Source organism: Paenibacillus nanensis, assembly GCF_003583765.1.
GTDB classification, from domain to species: Bacteria; Bacillota; Bacilli; order Paenibacillales; family Paenibacillaceae; genus Pristimantibacillus; species Pristimantibacillus nanensis.
In genome coordinates this window covers 1-25,701 of sequence record NZ_QXQA01000018.1, presented here as the reverse complement: position 1 = coordinate 25,701, position 25,701 = coordinate 1, and the positions used below count along the sequence as shown (strand labels likewise).

Genomic DNA, 25,701 nt, shown 5'->3' with positions numbered 1-25,701 from the left:
CTCTGCCGAGTCGGTCAGAGGGTTGTGTTTGGTCGGGGGCGCAGTGCGCGCCGCAAACATATTCGCTTCCTTATTTGTACTGCTCCTCATAAGCGGCCCGTTTTTCTTCCATCACTTCCGTGCCGCCGGTTTTCATATAATCTTCGACCTCCGCATCATAGACCGCGTCGAAATTTTCTGGACTTGCCGTAATAATTTTAACGAACATATCCTCCTCGGCTTTCTTCCTGAGCTGTGTTCCGAGCTTAATCTCCGACTCGATCGGCTTAAGGACGCGGGCTTTCGTGACGCCGTCCTTCGTTCCCGAATCGATGCTCGCGACCGTAAAGTCCTTGTGAAGCGGGTCGGAGGCGTTTGCCGCGATATTCAGCATATTATCGTCGTTGCTGACGTATTTGCCGTTCAAGATAATGCAGTAGTCGAAGTAGTTGTACAGCAGGTTTTGAGCTGTTTCGTTATTCAGCGTCTGCGGCACGCCGTCCACCATCTCGAAGGTCTCGCCTTCCGTCCCGTTCTGCAGGCGAATAATGTTTTCCGGCTGGGACATCCAGTCCAAATATTTGACAACCTCGGCCGCACGTTCGCTGGTCTTCGGCACGATAATATAAATGCCGTTAGGCGTATAGACCGGCTTCGGCGTCTTGCCTCTCGAATCGGTGAACGGATCGATGACCGTCAGCTTCGCGTTCGGATGGGCTGCCGTCATCTCGGCGAGATAGCCCATATAGACCGGCTCGTTCGTATTCGTCGAGCCTGCGCCGACTAAGCCGTTCACCATGTTTTTCTGGAACTGGTTCGTATCTTTGCCGATGCCGAGCGGGAAGTCTTTATCGATCAGCCCTTCGTTATACAATTTATTCAAGAAGCGGAAGCCTTCCTTATTGCCCGGCATGATCCAATCCGGATTCGCATACAGATCCTCTTCGGTAATCTTATCCCACTCCCAGAACGAGTAGCGGAGCGGGCTCATATGGAAATAGTCGGTTTGGCCGCCGTACGGGAACGCGTCCGGCTTCGCTTTTTTGAACGCAACCAGCGTATTGTAAAATTCCTCCGTTGTTTTCGGAACGGGCATGCCTAACTCGTCAAGCCAATCTTGGCGGATAAAGGTGGAGATTTGCGCCTCGATGACCCGCTTCGCGACAATCGCGTACTGTTTGTCTTGGAATACGCCGTAGCTTAGCACTTCATCGCCAAGCAGCTTTTTCAAATTTTGGCCATGCTCCTCGATAAACGGACCGAGATCGGTGATGCCGCCATCCTTCACGTAGCGTTCCACAGTGGCCGTATCGTACGTAAAGACCAAATCCGGCGCCTGATTGGCCGCCATTAACACGTTCAGCTTGTCGACTTCCTCGGAACGCGGCACCGTCACCCATTCAATCTTAATGTTGTTCGGATCGCCAAAGTTCTCCTGAATATACTTCGTGAAGAAATTGTCGGTAATCGGGTCGGCGCCTGCCGGCGTATTGTTTCGGTCGAACAGCTCGATTTTCAGCGTGACCGGATCCTTCTTCGGTTCTTCCGTAGCTGCGGTATTATCCGGTTTATCTGTCGTTGATGCGTTGTCAGGGTTGTTGTTAGCATTTCCGCTGCAGGCCGTCAGGACGGATGCGACCAGCAGAACCGCGATGGTTAACATAAACCATTTTTTCGGCTTATTCGTCACCTTGGTCAACTCCCTTTAATCTCAATTTTTATATAGCACCCTAGCCAGCCGTTCATACGGATTACGCATCCCGGCAGAAGGGATGGCTATCAGCCTTTAACCGCTCCGATCATTGCTCCGGAAATGAAGTAGCGCTGGATGAACGGATAGACGAGCAGGATCGGCACGGTGCCGAACATGATGGAGGCCGCCTTCAAGCTTTGCGGAACGGGCGCTCCGGCGTTCTGCGCTTCCATAATCGATAAGTCGTTCGCTTGTCCGCTGATGACGAGCGCATAAAGCTTCAATTGAATCGGATACAGCTCCTGGCTTGTAATATAAATCAGCGCGTCCTGGAATCCGTTCCATCGGCCTACCGCGTAGAACAGACTCAACGTCGCGAGCGAAGGCAAAGATAACGGCAGCATGATGCTCCACAAAATACGGAAATAGCTGGCGCCGTCCATTCGGGCCGACTCCTCAAGCTCGACCGGAATCGAAGAGAAAAACGTCTTCAGGATGAGCAAATAAAACGCGCTGATGGCCCCCGGCAGCACGAGCACCCAAATTTTATCGAGCAGGTGAAGCTCCCTCATTAACAAATAATCGGGGATGATGCCGCCGCTGAAAAACATCGTTAACACGATGAGGAACAGAAAGAAATTTCGTCCCCGAAGCTTGGACTTCGTCAGCGGGTAAGCGGCAATGATCGTCATAAACATCGCGACCGCCGTGAACAGGCATACTAAAAAAATGGAGAAAAACAACGACCTTACCATCGCGGCATGGGCAAACACCGATTTGTAAGCCGTCAGATTAAACCCGATCGGGTACAGACTGACCTTGCCCGCCATAATCGCGCCGTTCGAGCTGAAGGAAAGCGCTAACAAATGGATCATCGGCAATAAGCACAATAAGCAGATGACGCTGATGAAGGCAATGATGCAGGCGTCCACCCATTTCGAATTCGCAGCGTGACTCATTTAAGCCCTCCTTACCAAATCCCTTGGTCATTCACTTTTCTGGAGATGAAATCAGCCGTCAGCAGGAAAATCAGGCCGATGACCGCTTGGAACAAACCGATAGCCGTTGCGACGGTGTACCTTGCGGATTGGATGCCGACCGTATAGACATAGGTGCTGATCACTTCGGCGACGTCGCTTACTCCCGGGTTGCCCATCAGGAACGGGCGTTCGAAGCCGATCGAAGCCATATGGCCGACATTAATGATAAGCAAAATAACAATCGTAGGCTTAATGCCGGGCAGGGTAATATGCCACATTTTGCGCAGCCTCGTCGCTCCGTCGACCTCGGCGGCCTCGTACAGCTCCTTGTTAATGCCCGTTAAAGCGGCCAAATACAGAATCGTGCCCCAGCCCGCATCACGCCAAATCCCCGTCCCGACATAAGTGAGCACCCAGTGTGTCTTTTCGCTCAGAAACGGGATCGACTCGATGCCGATGGAATTAAGGAACACGTTCACGCTTCCCGAATTCGTCGCGAACAGCTGAACGGCCATGCCGCCGATGACGACCCACGAAATAAAATGAGGCAAATAAAGCAGCGTCTGCGCGCTCCGCTTGAACCATTTCACCCGCAGCTCGTTCAGCAGCAGAGCCAATATAATCGGAATCGGGAAGCCGATTACAAGATCCAGCAGGTTAAGCAGGAACGTATTTCGAAGCGCGTACAGGAACGCATCCATTTGGAAGATTTCCCGGAACGCCTCAAGCCCGATCCACTCGCTCTCCCATATTCCCCGAAAGACGTTATAGTCTTTAAAGGCTACGGCTACCCCGAGCATCGGCACGTACTTAAAAATAATGAAATACGAAAGCGGCAGCGCCAGTAAAAAATACAATTGCCAGTCGCCCAATATCCCTCTTGCATGGCCAAGCAGTTTTTGCTTATTACTCCGATCCGCATGGCTTAATGGCTGCAATATAAGTTCCCTCCCATCCCTGGTTTGTCGGTTGCTTGGATCCCCCTTACTGTATCACCCCCATCCATCCTCTGGAAATTATCATTAATCCGCCGCTTAACAGCCTCGATTTTTCATGTGTTTCAAGGACTTAACATCTTTCCCCCGCTTAACCTTTCTTCCTGCGGGCAACAAAAAACTGCCGCATTTAGCAGCAGTCTCGCGCTTTTATGCTTTTGGTTACGATGATCGGTACACATTCCGGTACTCGCCCGGCGGAAGATCGAACAGCTTCTTGAAGGCGCGGTGAAACGAAATGACATGCACGTATCCGACGCTTTCGGCGATGTGCTGAATCGGCTCCTCCGTCTCGAGAAGCAGACGCTTCGCATGGTCGAACCGGACTTTAAGCAAATAATCGATAAATTTTATATCCAGCTCTTCCTTAAAAATGCTGCTGACGTTCTTGGGACTGACGCCGAATAGATCGCTCACTTGATTCAAGCTCAGATTCGGATCGTCGTAATGCTGATCAATGTAGGCTTTCATTTGCATCGCCAAGCTGTGATTGGAACGGCTGGAGCGGTCTTGCGCCAGCTCTTCATATAGACGGGTCAGGATGGGAGGAAGCTGCTGCTCGAGCTCGCCAACCGTTTCAATCGTTAGGGCCAGCTGGAGAAGCTCTTCCCGGTAAAGCTCGCGCCATCTCTGGTGCAGCTCCGCCGATTGCTCGCTCATGTCCCGATCCAGCAGATGCGCCAGCTGATGGAAGAAGTCGGAGAGATCCGTCCCGGTCAGAAGCGAATGACGCATGCCTTCAAGCATCCCGTCTAGACCGGCCGTCCATTGCGAATCGTTTAATTTGAAGAAATGTAGAGTTTCCTGCATCGCCTGGTACCAATTGAACCGTTTCATCCCCTCCGGCTTCTTGACCATAACGGGACAAATAATCGCATTCGTGCCGAACGCCGCTTTATGCGAGACGTGCAGCCTCGCGCTCCGGTACGATTTTTCAATACGGCTGATCGATTCGGCCAGCTCGCCGATGCCCGAAGACAGGGTAAGCTCCAAATGTGTCGTAATCCAATCCCGGTATTCCTCGCAAATGAGCCGCAGCTGCTCTTGGCCGACACCGGCCGCGCAATGAACGACTGCGGCGAGCTGATGCGGCTGAACCCACACCTGCCAAATGCACAGCTTCCTTTGCTCCACAAGCTCCCGGAAGGCGTTCTCTACAATATATTTCAACAAATATTGGTCGCTAGAGCTGTATTGCTCCTTGAACCGGGCATAGTGGTCAATTTCGAATACAATGACGCCTAACCGGTCATACGCGTATGGCAGCCCAAAGCCGTCCAGCTGTCTGGCCCACTCCTCATCGTTCACCGTCCGGCTGCCGGTAAGGACATCGTAATAAAAGCTCCGCAGTCTCTGATGCTGACGCTCGCTGTGCAGATGATCGTAGTCAACGGTCTTCTCCAGCAGGTGATCGATAGCGCCTTCAATGAAATGCAGCTCGTTGCCTGACGCCTTGATCCCCAGCCCTTCGCTGCGGCGGGCGATATACGGATTGATTTTGCCGGCGATCGTCTGAATCGGTTTATAATTGGAATGCGTCACGACGGTAAACCATACGATCGCCAGAACGATAACGGCGAGGCCGAAGATCGTCCATATATTCGAGAATAAGGACAGCAGCGTGAATTTGCCCTCATGCACGCTCCCCGAATAATATTGCCAGCCGGTGTAATCCGATTGGACGAATATCGATTTCCCCTTGGATGAACTGTCGCTCTCAAACGGCTGATTGCTGGGATCCAGCAAAACGATCGGACCGTTCTGAGGATTGAGCCGGCCTAGCTCATCCAGAATCGATTTGACGGATACGTTAAGCACGACAGCCCCTTGTTTATCCGAAGGATACGGGAAATATTTGAAGATGGAGACTACCTGTTCCGAATGATGCTGGTCCGACTCGGTGAACTCGCGAGGATTCGTCCATCCTTGCAGCCCCGGTTCTTGGTACGCGATGTCGAAAAAGGCGCTGTCACCGAATGTGCGCTCGTTATATTTGCCGGAGGTGGTCAGGAATTCGCCTGTTTTGGCATTGTACAAATAGATGGAATTGCTGAACGGGAAGGTCGAGGAGAGCTCCATCAGATCCTTTTGAATCAAGTAGTACTCGTAAACGTTTTTCGGGGTGTCCGTGAAAAACGACTGAAACAGCCCGCCTGTGAACATTTTTTTCGATAGGTTGCGCTCGATTAACTGCAGATTGGCATCCGTAATTTGAACGACTTGCTGAAGAATAGCTTTGTTCGTCTCCCTGTATTCATTCCGGGAAGAGCTGCTCAAGGTCGCGAAGATGACAAAAATAAGCGAAGAAATAATGATGAAAAAAATAGGGGTGTAGGACAGCAGCGTTCGATAATACCAATTCAATTTCATATCGAACCAGGCCTCCTCGGTTTTGGATGACCGCGCGTACATTGAAGGCGCTTACAGTATTATAGCATACCTGATTATAGGTGGAAAACCATAGGAAAACTTATATTTAACCCTCTAAAAGCTAGCTTCAAGCCTTCTTCATTAAACCTTTATATCCGGCTGACACTCTCTTCACAATCGCTGGCTATACTAAGCCTATTGACGAACCTTAATCGGATAGGAGAGTGTCTGCCTTGCTGACCAAGCTGAGAAACTCCGTTCTTGTGCTTCTTGCCGCCGTTACTTTATATGGCGCTCTAACGAATCCTCCTCCGCCGCCGGAGGCTTATATCGTGCCTCTCGATCCATCGCTGCAAGCTACCGATTCCGTTCCATCCACCGAACGCCAAAATCCACTAGCGGACGAACCGGCATGAGCCGGACTTTTGCGTCTCCGATCAAACAGAACCTCACCAAGTCCATCTCCCGTTCAAAAGCTTCGCCGATCGCCTCGAAATCGTCGCTGTTATAATCCAAATCGTCGAACCGGACCCATTGCCGCATACCATCGACAAGGCAAGGCGCGCCTTGCTTGACGTAAGCCTTGGAGGCATACGCTGCCCGGAGCTCCGATAGATGCAAAGCTGTGCAGTTTTCAAACCCTACGCCGAGGAGCATGACCCATCCGTCTGCATCATATAGACGGGCAAGTGGCGACTGTTCTCCCAAACTATGATGCAGGGCATGATGCTCCGTTATAAAAGCAGCGTTCTTGCCTCTAGCGGCGAAAGACAGTTGCGGATGCGAGCTGCGCAGAACGCCGTTCTGCTTGCGGAAGCACTCCGCCGTAGCGCCCATCCTTTCGGCCGGCGTCAAATCCTCTTGAAACGGAGCCATCTCCTCCCGGATAATCGGCCACCACTCCTCCGGTACCGGCGGCCTGCTCCAGTACGAAGGCTCGGACAAGTCGTTGGTATGCGTCGGCATGACCAGCGTCCCCTCTTCGCCAAGCGCTTCCTCCAGCGCCATGACGACTGCCGGCGGTCCGCCCGCGATCCACCGGTTCATCGCCTTTAAGGAGGTATGCACCAGCATCGTCATACCGGGCTTAACCCCCGCTTGAACGAAGCCTTGTTTCAAGGTGTTTACGGTCATCGGCAGCGCCGAAGTATTAACCTTCATTTCCTTACCCATCCTCTCTAGCTGCTTTCTTTCGTCACTTATCAAGTCTACTTTATCAGCTTTGCGGCGGACGGAACAGGGAGAGGACGGTTTAAAGGAATGGTTGGGCGGAGCTGTAAGCCGCAAAAGTCGCTCTCTTGGCGCGCGGGCCGCCTTGCGAAACAACAAGAAGCCATGCGAGCGGATGGCTCCGCCGGCATGGCTTGCAGTTCGTTGCTTTACACTTCTATGTATAGACGTCGATTACAATTGTTCAGCGTTTTTGAGCGCATGCTCCCAGCTAGGAAAATAGAACAGCGCATTCCGCATCAGCTCGGGATCGCTTTGCTTCACCTGCTTCTTGCTTACGGATCCACCGCCGGATTGCAGCTGCTTGATCCGGCGGACGACCTCGTCCGCGCCAAGAGTAGTATCCATCGGCCTCGCTCCTTTCCTATAAAGGTGCTCCCCACTACTCAGTGTTTCTATCTATCTGGTATGTATACCTACTAACGCGAAAAAGTGTCAAAGACCCGCGATCGTCCCGGCAGCTGCGCCGATCAGCACAATGATCCAGGGAGGAAGCTTCCAGAAAGCGAGCAAGACGAATAGAAAGAGCGCTATCGAGAAATCGAGCGGCGCCGCGACTGCGCTTGTCCAGATGGGGTCATAAAACGCCGCAAGCAAAATGCCGACTACGGCAGCATTTATCGCCGCAAGCGCATTTTGCATGCGCGGAACGTTTCTTAAGCGATGCCAGAACGGGAGCGCGCCGGCAACTAACAGATAGGCCGGCAGGAAGATCGCCGCCGTCGCGATGAAGAACCCAAGCGGGCCATAAGCGGCCGCGCCGAGAAAGGATGCGAACGTAAAGAGCGGTCCGGGCACAGCCTGCGCCGCGCCGTACCCCGCCAGGAACTGCTCCTCGCTTACCCAGCCCGCCCCAACAACCTCTTGCTCGAGAAGCGGCAGCACGACATGGCCGCCGCCGAATACAAGCGAGCCGGTCCGGTAAAAGCTGTCCGCCATCGCAAGCAAGGCGTGTGATTCGCGAAGAAGAGGCAGCAGAATAAGCAGCGCCGCGAATATAGCGAGACAGGCGATTCCCGTCTTGCGGCTAATAGTGCCGTCGGCTTCCCCGCTCTGAAGTAATGCAGGATCGGTTGTTTTTTCATGCTTCCGATAAATCCACAGTCCGAGCAGACCGGCTGCCACGATTACGACGATTTGGGAATAGACAGACTCCCACAGCAAGGAAATGGCTGCCGCGGCAATCGCTATGGACATTCGACCGCGGTCTGGCGTCAGCTTCTGCCCCATCCCCCATATGGCGTGCGCAACGATCGCGACGGCTACCAGCTTAAGGCCGTGCAGCCAGCCTGCCTGAGAGACGTCAATCCCTTCCATCAGCCAGGCAAACACGCCTAAAGCGACCGCCGACGGCCACGTAAATCCAAGGAATGCCAGCATTCCGCCAAGCAACCCTCCACGCATCAGGCCGATCCCAATACCGGTCTGGCTGCTCGCGGGACCGGGCAAAAACTGACATAACGCCATCAAATCCGCATAACGGCGTTCGTCCAGCCATTTCCGCCGTTTCACATAGTCCTCGTGGAAATAAGCGAGATGCGCCGTCGGTCCCCCGAAGGAGGTGAGCCCCAGCTTCGTTGCGACCCACCATATTTCAAACCAAATTGCCGCTTTGCTCCTCAATGCCGCGCAACCTCCAATAGCTCCATATCCATTCTTAAAGTTAGAGCTATTGTATAAGAAATGTCCATTCAAGAAAAGTAAAGGTATGGTGAAGCAAACGATGGCAAGTAAGCTTATTCCGATTAAAACATCCTTACCCGATCGTTCATTTCGATGCAGCAGACGCGGCGCGAGTACTTCGAACAGCCTCCAGCAGCGCCCGCGCGCCGGCCGCCGTAACAACCAGGAAGAAAGCCAGCGCGGCAAGCGGCAGCAGCGTCCATTCCGCAAGCGTACGTTCCAGCGCCGTCTGCCAGCCGATGGCGAGAAGACCGCCAAGGAAGGCGATTCCGGATACGTGGATAATCATCCGCTTTGCCATTGCCGGCATCGTTGCCCGCATCGTCAGCCAACCGACAATAGGAAGGGCCTGTATGGCATGGAAGCCTAGTCCATGAAACCAAATCAAATTGCCGTCCGCCCCGAAATCCCGTCCGCCGTTTACTGAAATCCATATACCGCCCGCGAAGGAGAGCAGCACCGCAACCATGGCGTATCGGATGCTCATGACGATTTCCGGCTGAAGCGCATAGGAGCGCTTACGGAAAAACTGCGCTGCGAAAAACAAATAAAACACGACAAGAAGCAGCGCAACGAATGCAAAGCCGTTCGCAACCAAGCTGTCGAACGCGCTCCCATCCTCCACAAACCGGGGATTAACCCCTCGGGCGTGCTGAACCGTTTCCGCAAAGTACGAGTACAGCGCCAGCGTAAAATACGTCCATCGAAACACGGCTTTTCCCTTTGGTTTCATGCCGGATAATGGACTGATCGCGGCTGTCGACAGGAGAAATACGCCTAGTGCCGCGTTAAAGGAAAAAGCTTTGGCAAGCCCTTTCCCCGGCGTGTCCTCTACCCCGTACAACAACGCCCCAATGCCGCAGAGCAGCGCCATAACAACGCCCAAAACTCCCGTCCATGCAAGCAGCTTTTCTTCTTTGAACCATAACGTTTTGTTCACGCGATCACCTTGTTCTTTGTAGATTTGTAGCTTTAACTCTACAAGAGAATAGGGGCCTCCGTGACAGGCGCAGGGAGGATGGCCGGTTCATGCGGTAGTCCTCCTGCTCCGGACCCCGCAGCGCTGGACTTTAGTCGAGGAGCTGCATGACCGGCGCACTTTCATTGAATGAGGGCCATTCATCGGCCATAATGTAAATCATACGCAGCGATTATTTGGTCGATAGAAGCGATGAGAGGATGATCGGGATGATACCGGAGTTAAACGGAAAGAGCGGCGGCACATGTGATTTTACGATTGAGGTGACGGGTACTGGCGAAGTGACGGCGGCGCCGAACCGGACGCTGATTACGCTGGGAGCCGTAACGGAGGGCAAGGAGGTGCTGCCCGCGCAAAACGAAAACGCGGAAAAAATGAACGCGGTCATTGACGCTCTAGTCGGACTCGGCATTCCGCGCGAGAACATCAGGACCGAATCGTTCAGCATTGAACCGCAATACGATTATGTCGACGGCAGGCAGGTATTTCGCGGCTATAAAGTCACGCATCTGCTGGAAGTCGCGTTAAGCGGCGTCGATGGCGCCGGAACCGTAATCGATACAGCAACGGCTCATGGCGCGAACACCGTCACAGACATCACGTTTCTTTCCTCCGAGGCGGCAGCGTTCGCGGCGCAGGCGCTGCAGGCCGCCGTTCGCAGCGCTCAAACGAAAGCTGCCGGCATCGCCGCCGCGCTTGGCGTATCCCTTTCGGCTGTGCCTTGCAAAGTAGAGGAAATTTCGCCGGATAACGGGCCGATTCTTTTTAAAGCAGCGGCTATGTCGGCGACGACTCCGATCGCGCCCGGTCAGTTGACCTTTAAGGCGGCGGTGCGGGCATGGTACCTGTTCGCTTGAGCAAGATAAAGCTTATGCTTGTCAAGCTCCGGATAGTCGTGAAGACGCCCCTCGTATACCGTCTCCAGACGGCCGTGCTGGCGGAAATCCTGCGGCGTAACCAAGGCGGACGGACGGTCGTTCCATAATCCGGCTCCGCCTTTGGACAGCACCTCGGCCACGAACTGCGAGCAGAAGCACGCGTTTTCGATTTGCAGGTCGCGTTTCAACAGCACGCCGAGCAGACCGAGCAAATTATAGGAGTAACGCTCCTTATTGCGGTTAAAATAATCGATAACCGCCTTTACCGCTTCCTTCTGACGAGCCGTCACTTCCAACCGCAACAGTTCGCAGGTGGTGTTCGGAAAGTAACGGTAGGTGCCGTAATAAACATCCTCCCGAACGAAGCCGGCATTCAGCGGATTGCGCGCCTCCTTCCGGCCAAAGCTGTACAGCTCCGCCAGCTGCGGATCCAACGAAATGGACGCATGGTTGTATGGAGCGCCGGTAAAGCATTTGATCAATCGAGTAAATACCGTGCCTGTATTCGTGAGCAAAATATAAATATAAGTTGGGCTTTGCGAGCTTGTCATGTCGTTCATCGTTGGCATGCTCCACACCTCTTCGTTCATAGTAAGACTTAGCTTGCTCTCACTATATCAACGAACCATGGGAGCGAATAGTACCAACTCTGCTTGGTACCGGGAACATGGCCGGCTTGCTCGTACGAAAAAGGACGAAGCCGGCCTATCGCCGCTTCGTCCTGCATTAAAAAATCCATCTAGACTTTCAATTCTCTGTTACTGTACAATACTTTCCGTCAACTTTACGAAGGCCAGCACACTTCCTGATAAAACCCTGTATCCGGATTGAACACATATTCGCAAAATGCCGTATCCCTTACGGACAATACTTCCAGAACCGGTTTTGACCACGTTTTTTTGGCAGAGGCCTCGTGACCATTGCAGAGCTCTTCCATTCTCTCTCCCCCTCTTCCCGCGATTTCCTGCCTAAAGCTGTCGACAAACCATGAAGGCTTAGTAGCTGCCAGCTCCCTCAAAGGTCCCTTTTACAAAATCCATTGTATTGATAGGCATCTCCGAGTTGCCGGCATGATCCGTACTGAAATATTCGACGGTTTTTGCAATACCGGCCGTAATTTCGAACGGCGCGGTATAAACCATCCAGCCACCTCCGTTAATTCGGTATTGCGTTGTACTCACGCCGCTGCCCTCCTCATTGTCGAGCGCCAGCAATGATACCGTGAAGCCTTTAATGTACGGTCTGCCGGTGTTGGTCATCGCATAGACCGGGATAAGTCTGAATTTGGTCACGGGCGCAACGCCGTCCGACAACCCAGGTTCCGCGCTGTACGCTTTGACCACGCGGGCGCTCTCCAGTTTCCCGAGGCTGGTGACAGAAACGTATACCTGTCCCGACTCGGCTCCTAATTGCAGCACTTTGACAATCGCCGACGTCTGGCCTTCCGCAACCGTCGCCTCGCCCAGCTTGTCGGCGTCGTCTGCCGTACGGTATACCGATATGAGGTCTCCTGCCTTCAATCCTGTAACCGTAATCGTATCGAGCCTTCCGGACAAGTTGTTCGCGATTGAAATATTCGCGGGATGAGGGCTTTCGGAAACCGGCGTAGAGGCTGGCACATCGATTACTTTCTCAACACCGGCTGATGCATTGCCGTTCAAATCTTCTGCGGCAGCCCTCACCTCGTATGTTCCGGCATCTAGCTCCGTGAATGTATAGGTTTGAGCGCCCTTCTCGACATAAATCGTCTTTCCTTGATCATCGCCGACCCTCCGCAGTTGCAGCAGAACGCGGTAAAAATCATCATCGGACGGGTCTTTCCACGTCAGCTTTAACCCGCTGTTGTCAGCCGCTGCGGCGAACTCCGATACATCTCCCGGAGGCGTACGGTCTTCCGGCGTCTCGTCTCCAATCGGCTTGCCGTAAATTGTAACCCCCTCGGATTCATTTCCGTTCAAATCGACGGTAACTAGACGGAATGTGTAAGACTCCCCGGCATTCAACCCACCGAACCAATACGTGCCGACGCCTGTCGGAATTTCCAGCTCGAGCCATAGATCGGAAGCGTCTGACTTCCAGTATGCTTTCAGATGCCGGACCAAATCCCGCTCTTCTTCGGACCAAATCAATCCGACACCATCCGTCCCGCTGATCAGTTGAATATCACGGACGACGTCCTCCGGAACAGAAGTCCCTATAGTCACGGTTACGTCGGCGGTGTACGGCTGCAGCATCGGCACCTGTGCGTAGCTGAACACGGCCGGATCTACAGTAACCGTAACGATATCGCCTTCTGAAAGCGGCGACGTCACTTTGATGCGGTACGCGCTCGCGAACGTGCGTCCCTCCAGATCCGCCTCGGCGTTGGCAGGCTCGATCGTGAACGGCAGCTGTTCGCCCCCTCGCATAAGCTTCAGCTTATCCGCCGTAACCGTTGCGGGCACCATGTACTTGCTGAATTCGATCAAGAAATCTTGATCCTGCGAATAGATGCTTTCCACTGTCGGAGGCGCCAACGATACCATCGGAATATTGACGTCGAAATGCGGCGGCAGTACCACAAGCTCCGCGCTCTGCGCCGGCTCGTAGCCTTCCTTCCGGTATTCAACCTGCCATGTTCCGACCGGAACGTCCCAGCCATAGCGTCCGTTCGAACCCGTAATCTGCGGATTTTGCTGGTCAAACCACTCCGCATTCCAATAATGATATTCCCCCGTAGACGGGTCCTTTTCCATAACCGTTGCCGTTACGCCCTCCAGCCGATTCGAAGGAACGGCTTCGAACACATAACCGCTCGGGTCGAAAATCCAAGTCGGCAACCCGATTAAATCTCCGGGCACCGGAGCGTTAGTCGGCGGCTCCGGCTTCGTCGGCGGGTCCGTCGGATCATCGTCCGTTTTGCATTCCGGCGATTCCAGCGCCGCTTTAATATCCGCTTCTAAATTGTTTTTGAATTTGTCATAGACTTCTTCCCATTGCTGCTCAAGCGCTTCTTCCAATACCATGCTGAGTGCGGCGATTCCAAGTCCCGCAAGGACGCCCACGCCGCTCGCGGCTGTTGCGATTCCAACGATTTGAAGCGTGTAGACCAAAACCAGATCCGTGGACAAATGATCGATCAGCTCCTCGGCTTCCCGCGCATGATACTTGATTCTGTCCATGGGCATGCAGTCCGCCGTCTCCACTTTATGAAGCAAGTCGCTAATCTCATCATAGGTATCCTGGTATTCCAGCGCGGACTCAATCACATCGTATAGATCCGAGACGCCCTCCAAATTAGCTTCAAGCGACATATCAATTTTTGTAAACTTGCCGCTTTTGTTGATCAGGCTGGCATAACCCATCGCTGCGGCTTGGTCGTTCGGCACGATAAACTCCAAATGAACGGTCATCCCGCCGTCGCCCCTATTTTTGATACTGTAGCTTAAATTATAGACAGGCGGCTGTCCCGGCTTAAGCGGATCCGGCACAAAGTTCGGAACATCCTCGGCCCCGACACTGACTTTGCCTTTGGCAGCCGAATTCGAGCTGGAACCGATAAGAACGGTCGGGCCGGATATCCGGGAGCTCGTTATTGATGCTGCCGAGCCGTCTGGCGGAACGACCTCAGTCTTCCATTCCTGCATCGGCCTCGGCAGCGCCTCGTACAGCGCCTCCGCTATTTCATCATTTGTCATATCCGACGGCCGGAACGGATCCGGTTTGAGGTCGTATGTGACCGAAATCGGTTCGGCAATCACCTGGATTGGAGGCGGCTGCGCCGCGTAAAATAGTTTTTTCTTAGCGTCGTAAGTTGCGGGAAATCCGTGTTTGCCCGAATAAATGACGACATTTTCGACTTTATCCGGCTCATTGAATTTGAGCGCGAACATGAGCGGATCTCTATCGTCCAACTGCATGCTCAAACGAAGCTTTCCTTTCGTAATATCAACTGTCCTCTTGGTCTCTCCTTGAAAGACGGTCAGCTCAACCGGCTGCGGATGCGCGGGATCGTGTTGAACAATAAGCTCCTCGGAATGCATTTCCGCGCCGTTATGAACCGCTATCGCTTTTAGCGCGTGATACGGATTCAGCGGAATATCCTCGATTGTAACATTCCTTGCATAGTATCCTCCGGTAGATGCCTCAGCTTCCCCAAGCAAATGCCCCTGGTCGTAGATCAGAACTTTACTGCCTGCAGGAGCGCGGCCGCTTACCTCGAACGTCAATCGGGAGATTCGATCCGGCGCGCTGATCGTAACTTTAGTCACTCTCAGCAGCGTCGTGCCGATCGTTTCCTCCATCCGAGCGCCATCTTCACCGAATGTAAATGCAATTCGCGCTTCGGCTCTAACATGCTCCGCAGCGTCCGAATCGACGCGCAGCTTATAGCTGAAGGCACCGATCTGTCCGTTTGCCATATTGCCCACATGTATGGCGTATTCAGCGTCGCTGCGTTTCTCGGGCGTAACCGCTATACCATTATGAATCACGCTGTCGTCAATAAGGGACGTCCCTGAAGGAATGACTAGGATAATCTCCGAATCGGCTAGCCCTCTTCCGGTCTCGTTTTTGTAACTGCCTCTCAGCGTGAACGTTCCTCCGGCCAGCACCTCCGCTAGCGATGAGGTCAGAAAGTTCGCCCGGCCGACAAACAGGCCGCCCTCCTTAATCTCGACTTCACCCAGCTCGATGAATTGTTCTTCGCCTACCTCAACTTCTTTATATACCTTAACCGACTTTATATCACTCGATCTCGGTCTGCCGGTAAACTCAACCGCGTAACGGCCGGCCTTCGGGACAGACAGCTTGAAATCCTCAGTTACTTGGTACGCGCTGCCGCCGATCCGTTTGCCGGAATCGTCGATCGGCTGCACCAATACGGAAACGGAATAGAACCGCTTCGGATCAAAGACAACCTTTCCCGTTATCGCAGACGACTCCATTAACCGGAGCTCAACAGCTCCTTTCCGTTGGTCGTCCAGCCGAACGGATTCGCAATCGCCTTGCTGCTCGTTTCCGGCAAGTTTCGAAATGCACAAGTTAAGCGTCTCTCCTGGATCTGCTACGAATAATATCCGGTTAGTTGTAACTTTATAAGAGACGGGACGATTTTTCTCACCGGTAACCTGCAGCCGGTAGCTTTGCAGAGCGCTACGATTCAGCTCGATTTGCTCCCAATCGGTATCGATCAGCTTACTGTACAGCTTGATGTCGACATGGCCATTCGAGTTGCTGAACAACGTCATGTCTTTGGTCACTCGTTCGCTAACAGAAATCTGTTCATAGCCCCTGCTTCTAAGAAACGGCGTTTCGGTCTGATAGGCTTCAATCGTTGACGTGCCGCGCGGAGCAATCATTTTGTATGTTCCGAGCGAATCGGTCACGGCCGTCTTGGTGAATCCCGGCTGTGTAACCATAACGGTTGCGCCCGCAACGGGTTTACCGCTTTCGTCCCGGACTGTGCCGCTCACCGTGCCGTTCAAATTTTGAACGACAATCTGCACCTTCGTGTTTTTTCCCAGCGTAACGGTTTGAACATCGGGAGTTATATACGGACGCCAAACCTCCGCTGTAATGGAAACATCCTCTCCAACGTAACCATAAGCGAATGCGGCGCGCCCCTCGGAGTCCGTTGCGGCGGCGGAAAGCGTCTTTTTTGTCACGGGATCGCTCAAAACTAACGGAATATTCGGCATCCTATCGCCATCGGCGTTCGTCACCAGCACTTCCATGGCTGCCGGTATTTGCACGCTCATGGAATAAGTATCGGCAACCCCGTTTCGGATGACGATCGGTTCCAATCCGCTTTGCGCAAGCTTGCCGCCCTGAGCGTCAAGAAGCCGCAGTTGGTAATCGTCGCTTGCTTGAAGCGGCAGCTGCAGGCTCGTTCCATCAATAGCGGTCGACCGGTTGCCCGATTGTTTCGCTTCGCTCCATCCGACCAGCATGGCGCCTTCCAAGTCCGCCGGGTCGCTCGCCGTAAGCGTAATGTCCAGTCGTCCGCTCACTTTAATCGGAAGCCTGGAGGCTTGCTCCTCCGCCTGTTTCCCGTCCTTCTCCGCTATTGCCTTAATCGCCGTCAGCTCTTGAATGCCTTCTTCAAGCTTGAAGACGCCTTGGTACACACCTTCCGATGCTTCGGCAAGCGCTACCGTTGACGTTCGCTCCTCCGTCCCCGTATAATCCGGCATCCATGCTTTGTATGAAACGACCGCATGCGACTGCATGCCTGCCGCTCCCTCCATAAGGAACGTAATTTCGCTGCCAAGCTCCGCCTCGCTTCCCGTTACCGCCGCCTTCCAAGTAAAGGAATCGATAGCCGCTCCCTCATCGGGAGGAACGTCCGAACAGACGCCGCCCATGCAGTAGACATAGGCCGCGGATGGAAACCAGCCGTATTCATTTCGGCGCGTTACATCCTCCGCATCATAGATCAGCTTTGCCCCCTTGGCATCGATATGCCAGCTGTAATCCTCGATTTCATATCCAGGGTGAATGAAGCTTTCCCCTAATTCTCCTGTCGTCAAATTCAACCATCTCAAGCCGTCGTTGCTGACGCTTGTGTCCTTCGTTGGCGTTAGGTCTTCGAAGCGGAAAACGGCGGTGCTGCCGTCTGCGCTGATGACCGGCATCCTATATTTGAACTTGCTGTCATTTCGAATGAGTTCCGTATGCTCGTTTGTCTCTAAGGCATAAAAATAAATAATGCCGTTATCCTCATAAACAGCCGTCTTCCCATCGGCGGACAAACTGATTTCCGTATCGGGAAAGGCCTCCGATAGGAGAATTGTTTCGCCGGTATCAAACGAATGACGATATAATTCGGTATCGCCGCCTTCACCGGTTTCCGGCAGAGGCAATGCATACAGCATATACCGTGCATCTGCGGATACTCCTTTAACTACCGCCCTATCACCCCATGGTTCCGGCAGCGGTAACTGCGTGCGGGAATTACTGTTCAGATCATAGCTCATCAGGATGTCGGGATCTCCGTAATTTTCACTGTCTTGTAAATATACGATATACCGGCCGTCCTCCCTCGCCTGAAACATATAGGTGCTCTCCGGACCTTCTGTTATCTGGCTAAGCAGTCTCGTCGACCGGTCATAACTGAAAACATGCTCCGTGTAATGGTCGTACCCTTCCGTCTGCGCACTGAATAATGTGTAGCGGCCATCTTCACTAAATTGAATATCGTAGAACGGTCCTCCAACTTCCGTCTCAACTAGATGCTCCTCCTGCTCATCGGCGTACTTGACATGAAGTACGTACTTCGAATCTTTTTCCTCTACGAAAGCTACCGTCTTTCCGTCCGGACTGATCGCCGTCCCGCGGATTACACCTGCCTCGGGCGAGCTTACCCGTTGAATATCGCTTCTGGTCGTTGTCGCCGTAATTTCGAGGGCATCGGAAAGATTGCCTGCGGCATCGACGCCATATACCTCGTACTCGTATATCGTCCCTTCACTCAGACCTTCGTCTAGGAAATAGAGCAGCGACGTTTCCCCCACCTTGACGCCATTCCGGTGAATGTGATAGAGGACGGGATATTCCGGCTTGTACGGCGCTTTCCAGCTAACCTCGATCTGGGAGGCATTTGGCGAAATCCATTTGCCTTCCATCGGGTCCTCCGGGGCCGAAATATCGATTTCCGTATGAACCGGCAGTGACGCGGGGCTTACACTCCCGTCACTATATTGAGCGAGGGCATAAAACGAATACGGACCTTCCGAGGATACGGTAATCGGAACTTGGAAATATCCGTTCTCGTCGGCCGTGGCCGTTCCGCCTCTATAGGAATCGGAATACTTTCTAACCCAAACCGTAACCCTCGCACCTTGGATGGAGGTCCCCTCGATAACCAGCGACTTGCTGTTCGTATACGGCTTCAGCGGGTTGAGGACCGGGATTTCCAGAGACTTGCCGTCCGCTGCCGGCTCCTCAACCCCTTCATTGGCCGGCGGCTCTTCCCCTTCCTCTGCAACCGGAGCCTCAGCTTCGAACTCCAAATCCTCGAGCAGCGGCTGGAACGCTTCCTCAATCAGGCTCAGCTGCTTCGCGCCTTCCGATTGCGCTGCCGCTTGCAGCGGCGCAGCGATCAGCATAGTCGCCGCAAGCGTTATGGCGATAAGCCGCTTGCCGAGCTTTCGTCGCTGCCTCTTGATACTTGCGTACATAATTGTAATCACCCTGACCTTCTTAGAAATAGATTGGTTTATCATTCTTAATAACGAACGATAATCTAAACCACATCCTACATCAGCCCATTTTCTTACGATAGTCACCGGCGTCATGAATACCTCTATGACCACAGTCATGTTCTCCGTCACAAATGCGATCTTGCATCTTTCATCAAATCAACCTTGGTTTATAATAGATTTATTTAGACGGAATCCCATTTCTAACAGAAAGAGGGTTTATATTGAACAAAATACGACTTGTCATCGCCGATGATCAAACACTGCTCCGGGACGGCCTTCAGACGATCTTTAATCTGGAGAGCGATATGGAAGTCGTAGGACTTGCCGATAACGGCGAGGAGGCCGTGAGGCTTGCGCTCGATTGCCGGCCCGATCTCATCTTAATGGACGTTCGTATGCCTCTGCTGGACGGAATCGAAGCGACTCGGCTTATTCTAGCGAAGAACCCCGATATTCGAATAGTCGTGCTGACAACCTTCGCGGAGGATGAATATATCGTGGACAGCCTCGTTAGCGGCGCAGCCGGGTTTCTGCTGAAAGACATGCCGGCGGATCGAATCGTGCAATCAGTCCGCGAGGCGGCCAAGGGGCAGCTGATGATGCCAAGCGTTATCGCTGGCAAGCTTGCCGCCCGTATCTCCGCTCTTTCGGCGGCTCCGGCAAAACCGGCCGCTGCGGCTCGCTTCAAACAGGGGCATTCGTTTACCGACCGTGAGAAGGAAATTATTCACCTGCTGGTTGAGGGCAGCACCAATAAGGAAATTGCGCAAAACTTATTTATGAGCGAGGGAACCGTCAAAAACTATGTCAGCATTATTTATCATAAAATTGGCGTAAACGAACGAACGAAAGCGATTCTGCACTTGAAGGGGCTTATGATGACATAAGAGCGCGGCTGTCGGCGGGAGGAAACAACTTGTGATGGAACGTAAAAAACGTGGAATCACGCTCATTTTCAAATATGCGCTTTTTGTGACGATAGGGGTTGCTGCATGCGTCATGCTTACCAGCCTGATCAATGGTGGACTGGAGAAAGCAAACCTTCCGATTGGGCAGGGCGTTGCAAGCGAAATGCCCGGCGTTGAAATCCATGTAGGCGCTCTGCCGGTCGAAGCCGGCATCGTTCGCACGGAAGATGCGTCGTGGCTCCAACCTTACGAGGCGGCGCAGCTCGCCAGAACTCGCGCTTTCGAAGGCGAGTATTGGATCCGATTGCCTTCATCCGAGCTCCCTTCTCGGGATCCCCAATTATGGATTAGAGGCGTCGACAGGTATGAAGTATTTCTTAACGGGACGTCTGCTTTCCGGTTCAACATCGATTCTTATAATCCCCGGCTGAGCACGCAAAATCAGCTTCGCCTATTGCCGCTTCACGATTTCAGAGGAAGCGATGTTTTGATCCGTATCAAGCAATCGAGTCCCGGCTTGGACTTGCTTGAGTCCTCTGTTGTCGCGCTCCCTGCCGAAGAGGTTTTTAGTCATATTTTTCGGCAAAACGCCGTCAGAGCGCTGCTCGGCGTTCTGTTCCTGTTCCTCGGTGCTGTTTCGCTATTAGTGTTCGCGGCAAACCGTAAGCAGCTCGTTTATTTGTATTTTGCTCTGATCAATATCAGTAACGGTTTTGGCTGCGTGATTAACGCCGAGTTTTTAAACTACTATGCGGATACCTCAGCACTCGCTTACTATTCTCCGCTTCTCCTGCCGTTTGCGATGGTCGCTTATCTGGCGTTCCTTGAGCAAATATACGGCCCAGGCTTCCGGTCCCTGACGACATGGCTTCGGCGCCTAACAACCGTCTGTCTGCCTTGCTGCGCCGTATTGGCTTGGATGAATCAGGATGTTTACGCATGGATGACAGGAGAGCTTTTTCAAGGGCTGCTGATTGCCGTGCTGATAGCAGCTTCACTTTCGATCGTCCGCGTTCACCGCTTTCAGGTTGACGGGAAGACGGAGTGGGTTATGCTTGGGAACGGCATCATGATTTTGCTATGGGTGCAGTTCTGGCTGCTTCGCCTCTTTCCCTCCATCGAAAAGTGGATGTTGGCCAAGCTTCCGCTCTACGCCATTTACTGGCAGCCGGAAATGATGTATGTCGCTGGCTTTATATTTGTTCTTTGCTCCGGTCTAGCCTTGTTTGGTTACTTAAGAGACATGCAGGATCAGGTGCACCACTATGCCCGTCAGTTAAAGGAGCAGAACAGGAAATTACAGGAGCTCGACGAATTGAAGGATAAGGAAACATACCGTCAGCTGCAGGCTTCTATGATGGAAACCTACGAGGCGCTTGGCGAAGTGGCCATCTGGGAGGAACGCAATCGAATCGCCCACGAAATCCATGATATTCTCGGCCATAAGCTGACCGGGGCGGCGATGCAGCTCGAGGCAGCCAAAAGGCTGCTGCGCATTGATCCCGATACTGCCCAAAGCAAGCTGGAAGCGGCGCTCGAATCCGTCCGCAAAGGGCTGGAGGACGTGCGGGCGGCCGTGCGCATGATGAAGGAACGGCCGTCTAAGGACGATCTGGTTATTTTGCTTAATGAGCTTATCAATGAAACCGAGCAAATGGCGGGCGTTATAATCGAACGCTACATCCACCCCCTCCCCGTCCTCGATGCGTTCGTCAAAAAAACCGTCTACCACGCCCTTCAGGAAGGGCTGACCAACGGGATCAAGCACGGCGGCAGCAGTCTCTTCTTCTTCACTCTGCGCGTGGAGGGTGACATGCTTCATTTCGTCCTTTGCAATGACGGCGCCCCTTATACAGCTGTACCTTACGGGTTTGGTCTGTCCGCAATGAAAGAGAGGATTAAACATCTGGGAGGCTCCATTGAGCTGACTTCACTGGACAATCGCTATGGCTCCGTATTGAAGATTGACATCCCTTTGAAAGAGAGTGCATAAAAAAGTCCTCTCCAACCGCCGTATTTCAACGGCCTGGGGAGGACCTTTCCTAATTTCTTATTTAAAAATTTTCACGCGCTCCTCAAGCGGCTGAAAGTCCTTGTCGCCTGCGGGAGCGACCGGCTTGCCGAACGGCATTTGCGCGATCAGCTTCCAGCTTGCAGGAATGTTCCACTCCGCTTTTACCTTATCATCGATGAGCGGATTATAATGCTGGAGGGAAGCGCCATAACCTTCTTGCTCGAGCGCAATCCAAACGACGAGCTGCAGCATCCCGTTCGATTGATTCGACCAGACCGGGAAGTTGTCCGCATAAAGCGCGAACTGCTCCTGCAGCCCTTTTACAACCTCATCGTCCTCGAAGAAGAGAACGGTGCCGTAGCCTGCGCTGAACGCGTCCATCTTCTCTTGCGTCGGCGCGAATTTATCCGCGGGAACGACAGCTTTCAGCGTGTCGGTCGTAATATCCCAAAGCTTCTTATGTTTGTCTCCAAGCAGCACAACTACGCGAGCGCTCTGCGAATTAAAGGAAGACGGCGTATATTTGACGGCATGATGGATAATTTCTTTTATCCGTTCGTCCGATGCGACCTGCTCATTGCTGATGGCGTAAATCGAACGTCTTTCTTTCAATGCAGTGTAAAAGTCTCTTGTCGCTACGTTGCTGCTGTTCATTCCGTTTTCCTCCACTCGGTTATAGGATTGATGTCATAAAAACCCGAAATTTATTATTCGTCGTCCGATAGTTCCCTATTCGGATGCTTAGCGTTAAGCGGCAACAAGTTTTACTTTTATGCCGTTTGGATCCTCCGTCCACCATATATCCCCATCGCGTTCTACCGTATAGCCGGATTGCTTCATATTTAACGCTGTTTTCTCCAGCTCCGCAGCATTCGGCAGCACCACCGTGAAATAAACGATTCCCGTTCCATTCGCCGGGACGCGGGGCGCTCCTGCGCCTGCCCAAAGATTTAAGCCGATATGGTGATGATAACGTCCCGCACTAATAAATAACGCGCGCATGAATCGCATCATATCGACTTCGATTTCAAATCCTAAAGCATCGCAGTAGAACTGCTTCGACTCCGCCAAGTCACGAACATGAAAATGCACATGGCCGATGACCGTCCCTGCCGGCAGTCCTTGCCACTCGCTGCCTTCGGCTTCCGCCAAAAGTCCGTTCCAATCGATCGGCTCCGTCCCCATTTTCACCATGCCCTGCGCATCGTATTCCCATTCGTCTCTCGGACGGTCGCGGTAAATTTCAATGCCGTTCAGATCGGGATCTGAAATATATAAAGCCTCGCTGACAAAATGGTCCGCCTGCCCAACATTGATGCCGTGCTCCAACAGACGCCGAAGCGCGACGCCCAGCGCCTTCCTTGTAGGAAGCAAGATCGCGTAATGATACAAGCCGCTCGAGGAGCGTTCCGGCACGATAACCGCATTCGGCACTTCTTCCAGCACAACCAGGACGTTCGTGCCGTCCGCCGTAAGCTCGGCTGTACGGCCTTCCTGGCGCAGCACCTGAAAGCCGATGACCGATTGATAAAACGCCAGCGATCTTTCAAGGCTGCTGACCTTAAGCTTCACCTCGCCAAGCCTGGTTGACGGATGCAATGTATGTGTAGTCACCCTCGCGAACACCTCTTCAATTTTAATTGTTACTTACTATTTGTAACTAAGTATATCGATATTATGATGCTCCGTCAATGCTCCTGCCGCCTGCATTCTTTTCCGTCTAGTATTCCCGTAAAACTTGCTGCCTATCTTTGAAGCGCTTCGGGTCGCGATTGGCTGAAGCTTCTCTTCGATGCTTTCCAGACGCACACGCTGAGAGCAAGCCCGAGCGCGAGCATGATCATAACGCCGACGATGACCGCCGTCTGTATCGCGATCAGGTGGGCCGCCAATCCGAAAGCGATGGTCATGATCATAATGAGCGCGCTCTCGATCATGCCATTGACGCTGCCGACTCTCCCCATAAGCTCAACCGGCACATGCTTTTGGTAAAACACCGCAAAGCCCGTCTTGGCAAACGCCATAAAAAAAGCGAGGACAAAAAAACCGCAGGCAGCGGGCAAAAAAGCCGCCGAGCAGGCATAAACCAAATAGCCCCCGCACACGCCAAGAACGCCGCCGCCTATCAGCCATGGAACGGAGGATCTTTTGGCCATCAAAGCGTTTAAGCCCGCTCCCGCCATAATGCCCGCGCCGGATAGGCTGACCAGTACGCCGTATTCGGCTTCGGATAGTCCGAGCACCGTCCGGGCAAACGCCGCCTCAAGCGAATCAACGGCGGAAGCCATGACCATCATGACCCCGCTGAACAGAAAGCAGATGACAAAAATAGACGCATTTCCCCGATAGAACCGCAGCACCTCAGCCCAATCCCGCTTTATGACCGCCCACGAGACTCCTCTTTCCCCGTCATTTTCAGCATTCTTATTTGAAACGTCCTCTAAGCCCGGCAATAAGAGGGTTACCAGTCCCGACACAGCCATGGCGGCCGCATTAATATAGATAGCGAACACCGGCGTGCCGAGCAGAAAGAGAAGTCCGGCGGCGGCGGGGCCGATCAGGAAAGCGCCTGAACCTATCAACGCGTTCATAGACTGGAACCGCGGCCTGTGCTCCTCCGGAATCAGCATCGTCGTGTAAGCCATGGATGCCGGCCCGAAAACAGCTCCCGCCATATGAATCAAAAAGACAAGCGCATACATGTACCAGACGGATGCATACAGCGGTAGCAGCACGATTAACCCCGCCCTTAAGAAGTCCAGCGCCGTCATCAAGTTCCGTTTATCGATCCGGTCAACGAAAGAACCCGACCAGCTGTTCGCGGCGATCCCGGCCAGCGGTCTGATCAGATAAAGCAGGGATACCGCAAGAGCGGATTGCGTCATATCCAGCACGATCAAATTAAGCGCGATAAAATAAATCCACCCGCCGATGTTCGAGACGCCGACGCCGAACAATAACAAAGCGGGATATTTCCATTTCCATGTTTCCGTCATCTCCGTTCCCTCCCCTATCATCTCTGCATAAACGCAAAAAAATCTCGCCCTCAAGACCCTGTGGTCCTGGGAGCGAGATTAATCATCGCGGTGCCATCCCTATTCGCTAAACGCGTCGCCGCGTCAGCCTCTTCAGGTACGGCACGCCATGCGAATGCTTATACCCTAGCCCGGTAACGGGAGCACCCGTCGCACCATCCCCGGCTTAGGCGCCGGTTCCGATGCGATGCTCAGAGCCTTGGTTCGACGGGACGTTCTTTGCTCCTTTTCAGCTGCCGGAGCTCTCTGCGAAAGACCGTATTCCGTCTACTCTTCTCGTCGTCGCGTTTGCATTACAATAGCAGATGACCGGGAACGTTGTAAAGAAAAATCTGGATAGCACTTCCGTCGCCGAAAAAGTGAATATTTTTTGAGCCGCTTTCCGTTCGTCAGCAAGATGTTGCAAATCTGCAGGATTTTTATGAGAATTGAAGCTCCTCATTTGAAATTAATGCAAATCTGCAGGATTTTTATGAGGGTTGAAGCTTCTCATTTGAAATTAATGCAAATCTGCAGGATTTTTATAAGAATTGAAGCTCCTCATTTGAAATTAATGCAAATCTGCAGGATTTTTATGAGAATTGAAGCTCCTCATTTGAAATTAATGCAAATCTGCAGGATTTTTATGAGAATTGAAGCTCCTCATTGGTAGCGTCAAGAAGTTTGTGTAAGCCCGTAGAATATCCATCTGAGATGGATTAGTGAGTTGGTTTGGCGGGGGAGGAGGCCTCCTCCCCCGCCAAACCATTGCCACCTTTTTTAGTTTTCAGTATT

At 52.9% G+C, this 25,701-nt stretch carries 16 protein-coding genes; 3 read left to right on the top strand and 13 right to left on the bottom strand.

Annotated features, from left to right (window positions below; all coding sequences use genetic code 11):
- Nucleotides 1-70: 70 nt before the first annotated feature.
- From D3P08_RS22485 to D3P08_RS22455, 8 genes are all read right to left on the bottom strand, one after another.
- On the bottom strand, nt 71-1,669 hold the full coding sequence (locus tag D3P08_RS22485; RefSeq protein WP_338068738.1) for an extracellular solute-binding protein: 1,599 nt from the start codon (nt 1,667-1,669) through the stop codon (nt 71-73).
- Between the two features lie 89 nt (nt 1,670-1,758).
- Nucleotides 1,759-2,631 carry a carbohydrate ABC transporter permease gene (locus D3P08_RS22480; RefSeq protein ID WP_119602372.1) on the bottom strand — a complete coding sequence of 291 codons (873 nt, stop codon included), beginning with the start codon at nt 2,629-2,631 and terminating at the stop codon, nt 1,759-1,761.
- An 11-nt stretch (nt 2,632-2,642) separates the two neighbouring features.
- Complete coding sequence (locus D3P08_RS22475; RefSeq protein WP_240647715.1) at nt 2,643-3,548, bottom strand: ABC transporter permease; 906 nt, start codon at nt 3,546-3,548, stop codon at nt 2,643-2,645.
- A gap of 261 nt (nt 3,549-3,809) precedes the next feature.
- Nucleotides 3,810-6,017 carry a helix-turn-helix domain-containing protein gene (locus tag D3P08_RS22470; RefSeq protein ID WP_162848575.1) on the bottom strand — a complete coding sequence of 736 codons (2,208 nt, stop codon included), beginning with the start codon at nt 6,015-6,017 and terminating at the stop codon, nt 3,810-3,812.
- Nucleotides 6,018-6,374: 357 nt separating this feature from the next.
- Nucleotides 6,375-7,178, bottom strand: a complete 804-nt coding sequence (locus D3P08_RS22465) for an AAC(3) family N-acetyltransferase (protein ID WP_119602370.1) — start codon at nt 7,176-7,178, stop codon at nt 6,375-6,377.
- A 243-nt stretch (nt 7,179-7,421) separates the two neighbouring features.
- Nucleotides 7,422-7,595 (bottom strand): hypothetical protein, encoded by a 174-nt coding sequence (locus D3P08_RS27430; protein ID WP_162848574.1) that lies wholly within the window; start codon nt 7,593-7,595, stop codon nt 7,422-7,424.
- An 87-nt stretch (nt 7,596-7,682) separates the two neighbouring features.
- Nucleotides 7,683-8,870: a chromate efflux transporter gene (gene chrA, locus D3P08_RS22460; protein ID WP_240647712.1), complete on the bottom strand. Its 1,188-nt coding sequence runs from the start codon at nt 8,868-8,870 to the stop codon at nt 7,683-7,685.
- 145 nt (nt 8,871-9,015) lie between these two features.
- Entirely contained in the window at nt 9,016-9,870 is an 855-nt protein-coding gene (locus D3P08_RS22455; RefSeq protein ID WP_240647711.1) for a hypothetical protein, read from the bottom strand.
- A gap of 248 nt (nt 9,871-10,118) precedes the next feature.
- Between D3P08_RS22455 and D3P08_RS22450 the strand changes: the two genes are divergently transcribed.
- On the top strand, nt 10,119-10,766 hold the full coding sequence (locus D3P08_RS22450) for an SIMPL domain-containing protein (RefSeq protein ID WP_162848573.1): 648 nt from the start codon (nt 10,119-10,121) through the stop codon (nt 10,764-10,766).
- On the opposite strand, the gene D3P08_RS22445 is transcribed toward D3P08_RS22450, so the two are convergent.
- On the bottom strand, nt 10,718-11,356 hold the full coding sequence (locus D3P08_RS22445) for a hypothetical protein (protein WP_420819054.1): 639 nt from the start codon (nt 11,354-11,356) through the stop codon (nt 10,718-10,720). The two genes, D3P08_RS22450 and D3P08_RS22445, sit on opposite strands and share 49 nt — an antisense overlap.
- A gap of 426 nt (nt 11,357-11,782) precedes the next feature.
- Complete coding sequence (locus tag D3P08_RS22440) at nt 11,783-18,946, bottom strand: carboxypeptidase regulatory-like domain-containing protein (protein WP_162848572.1); 7,164 nt, start codon at nt 18,944-18,946, stop codon at nt 11,783-11,785.
- Between the two features lie 245 nt (nt 18,947-19,191).
- Between D3P08_RS22440 and D3P08_RS22435 the strand changes: the two genes are divergently transcribed.
- On the top strand, nt 19,192-19,857 hold the full coding sequence (locus D3P08_RS22435; protein ID WP_119602366.1) for a response regulator transcription factor: 666 nt from the start codon (nt 19,192-19,194) through the stop codon (nt 19,855-19,857).
- A gap of 34 nt (nt 19,858-19,891) precedes the next feature.
- Complete coding sequence (locus D3P08_RS22430) at nt 19,892-21,871, top strand: sensor histidine kinase (RefSeq protein WP_119602365.1); 1,980 nt, start codon at nt 19,892-19,894, stop codon at nt 21,869-21,871.
- Between the two features lie 57 nt (nt 21,872-21,928).
- On the opposite strand, the gene D3P08_RS22425 is transcribed toward D3P08_RS22430, so the two are convergent.
- The 3 genes from D3P08_RS22425 to D3P08_RS22415 all read right to left on the bottom strand — a co-directional run bounded on the left by D3P08_RS22425 (nt 21,929) and on the right by D3P08_RS22415 (nt 24,888).
- Nucleotides 21,929-22,546, bottom strand: coding sequence for a nitroreductase family protein (locus D3P08_RS22425; RefSeq protein ID WP_119602364.1), 618 nt, complete (start codon nt 22,544-22,546; stop codon nt 21,929-21,931).
- Nucleotides 22,547-22,639: 93 nt separating this feature from the next.
- Nucleotides 22,640-23,506 (bottom strand): VOC family protein, encoded by an 867-nt coding sequence (locus D3P08_RS22420; protein ID WP_119602363.1) that lies wholly within the window; start codon nt 23,504-23,506, stop codon nt 22,640-22,642.
- Between the two features lie 131 nt (nt 23,507-23,637).
- Nucleotides 23,638-24,888 carry an MFS transporter gene (locus tag D3P08_RS22415; protein ID WP_119602362.1) on the bottom strand — a complete coding sequence of 417 codons (1,251 nt, stop codon included), beginning with the start codon at nt 24,886-24,888 and terminating at the stop codon, nt 23,638-23,640.
- Nucleotides 24,889-25,701 lie beyond the last annotated feature (813 nt).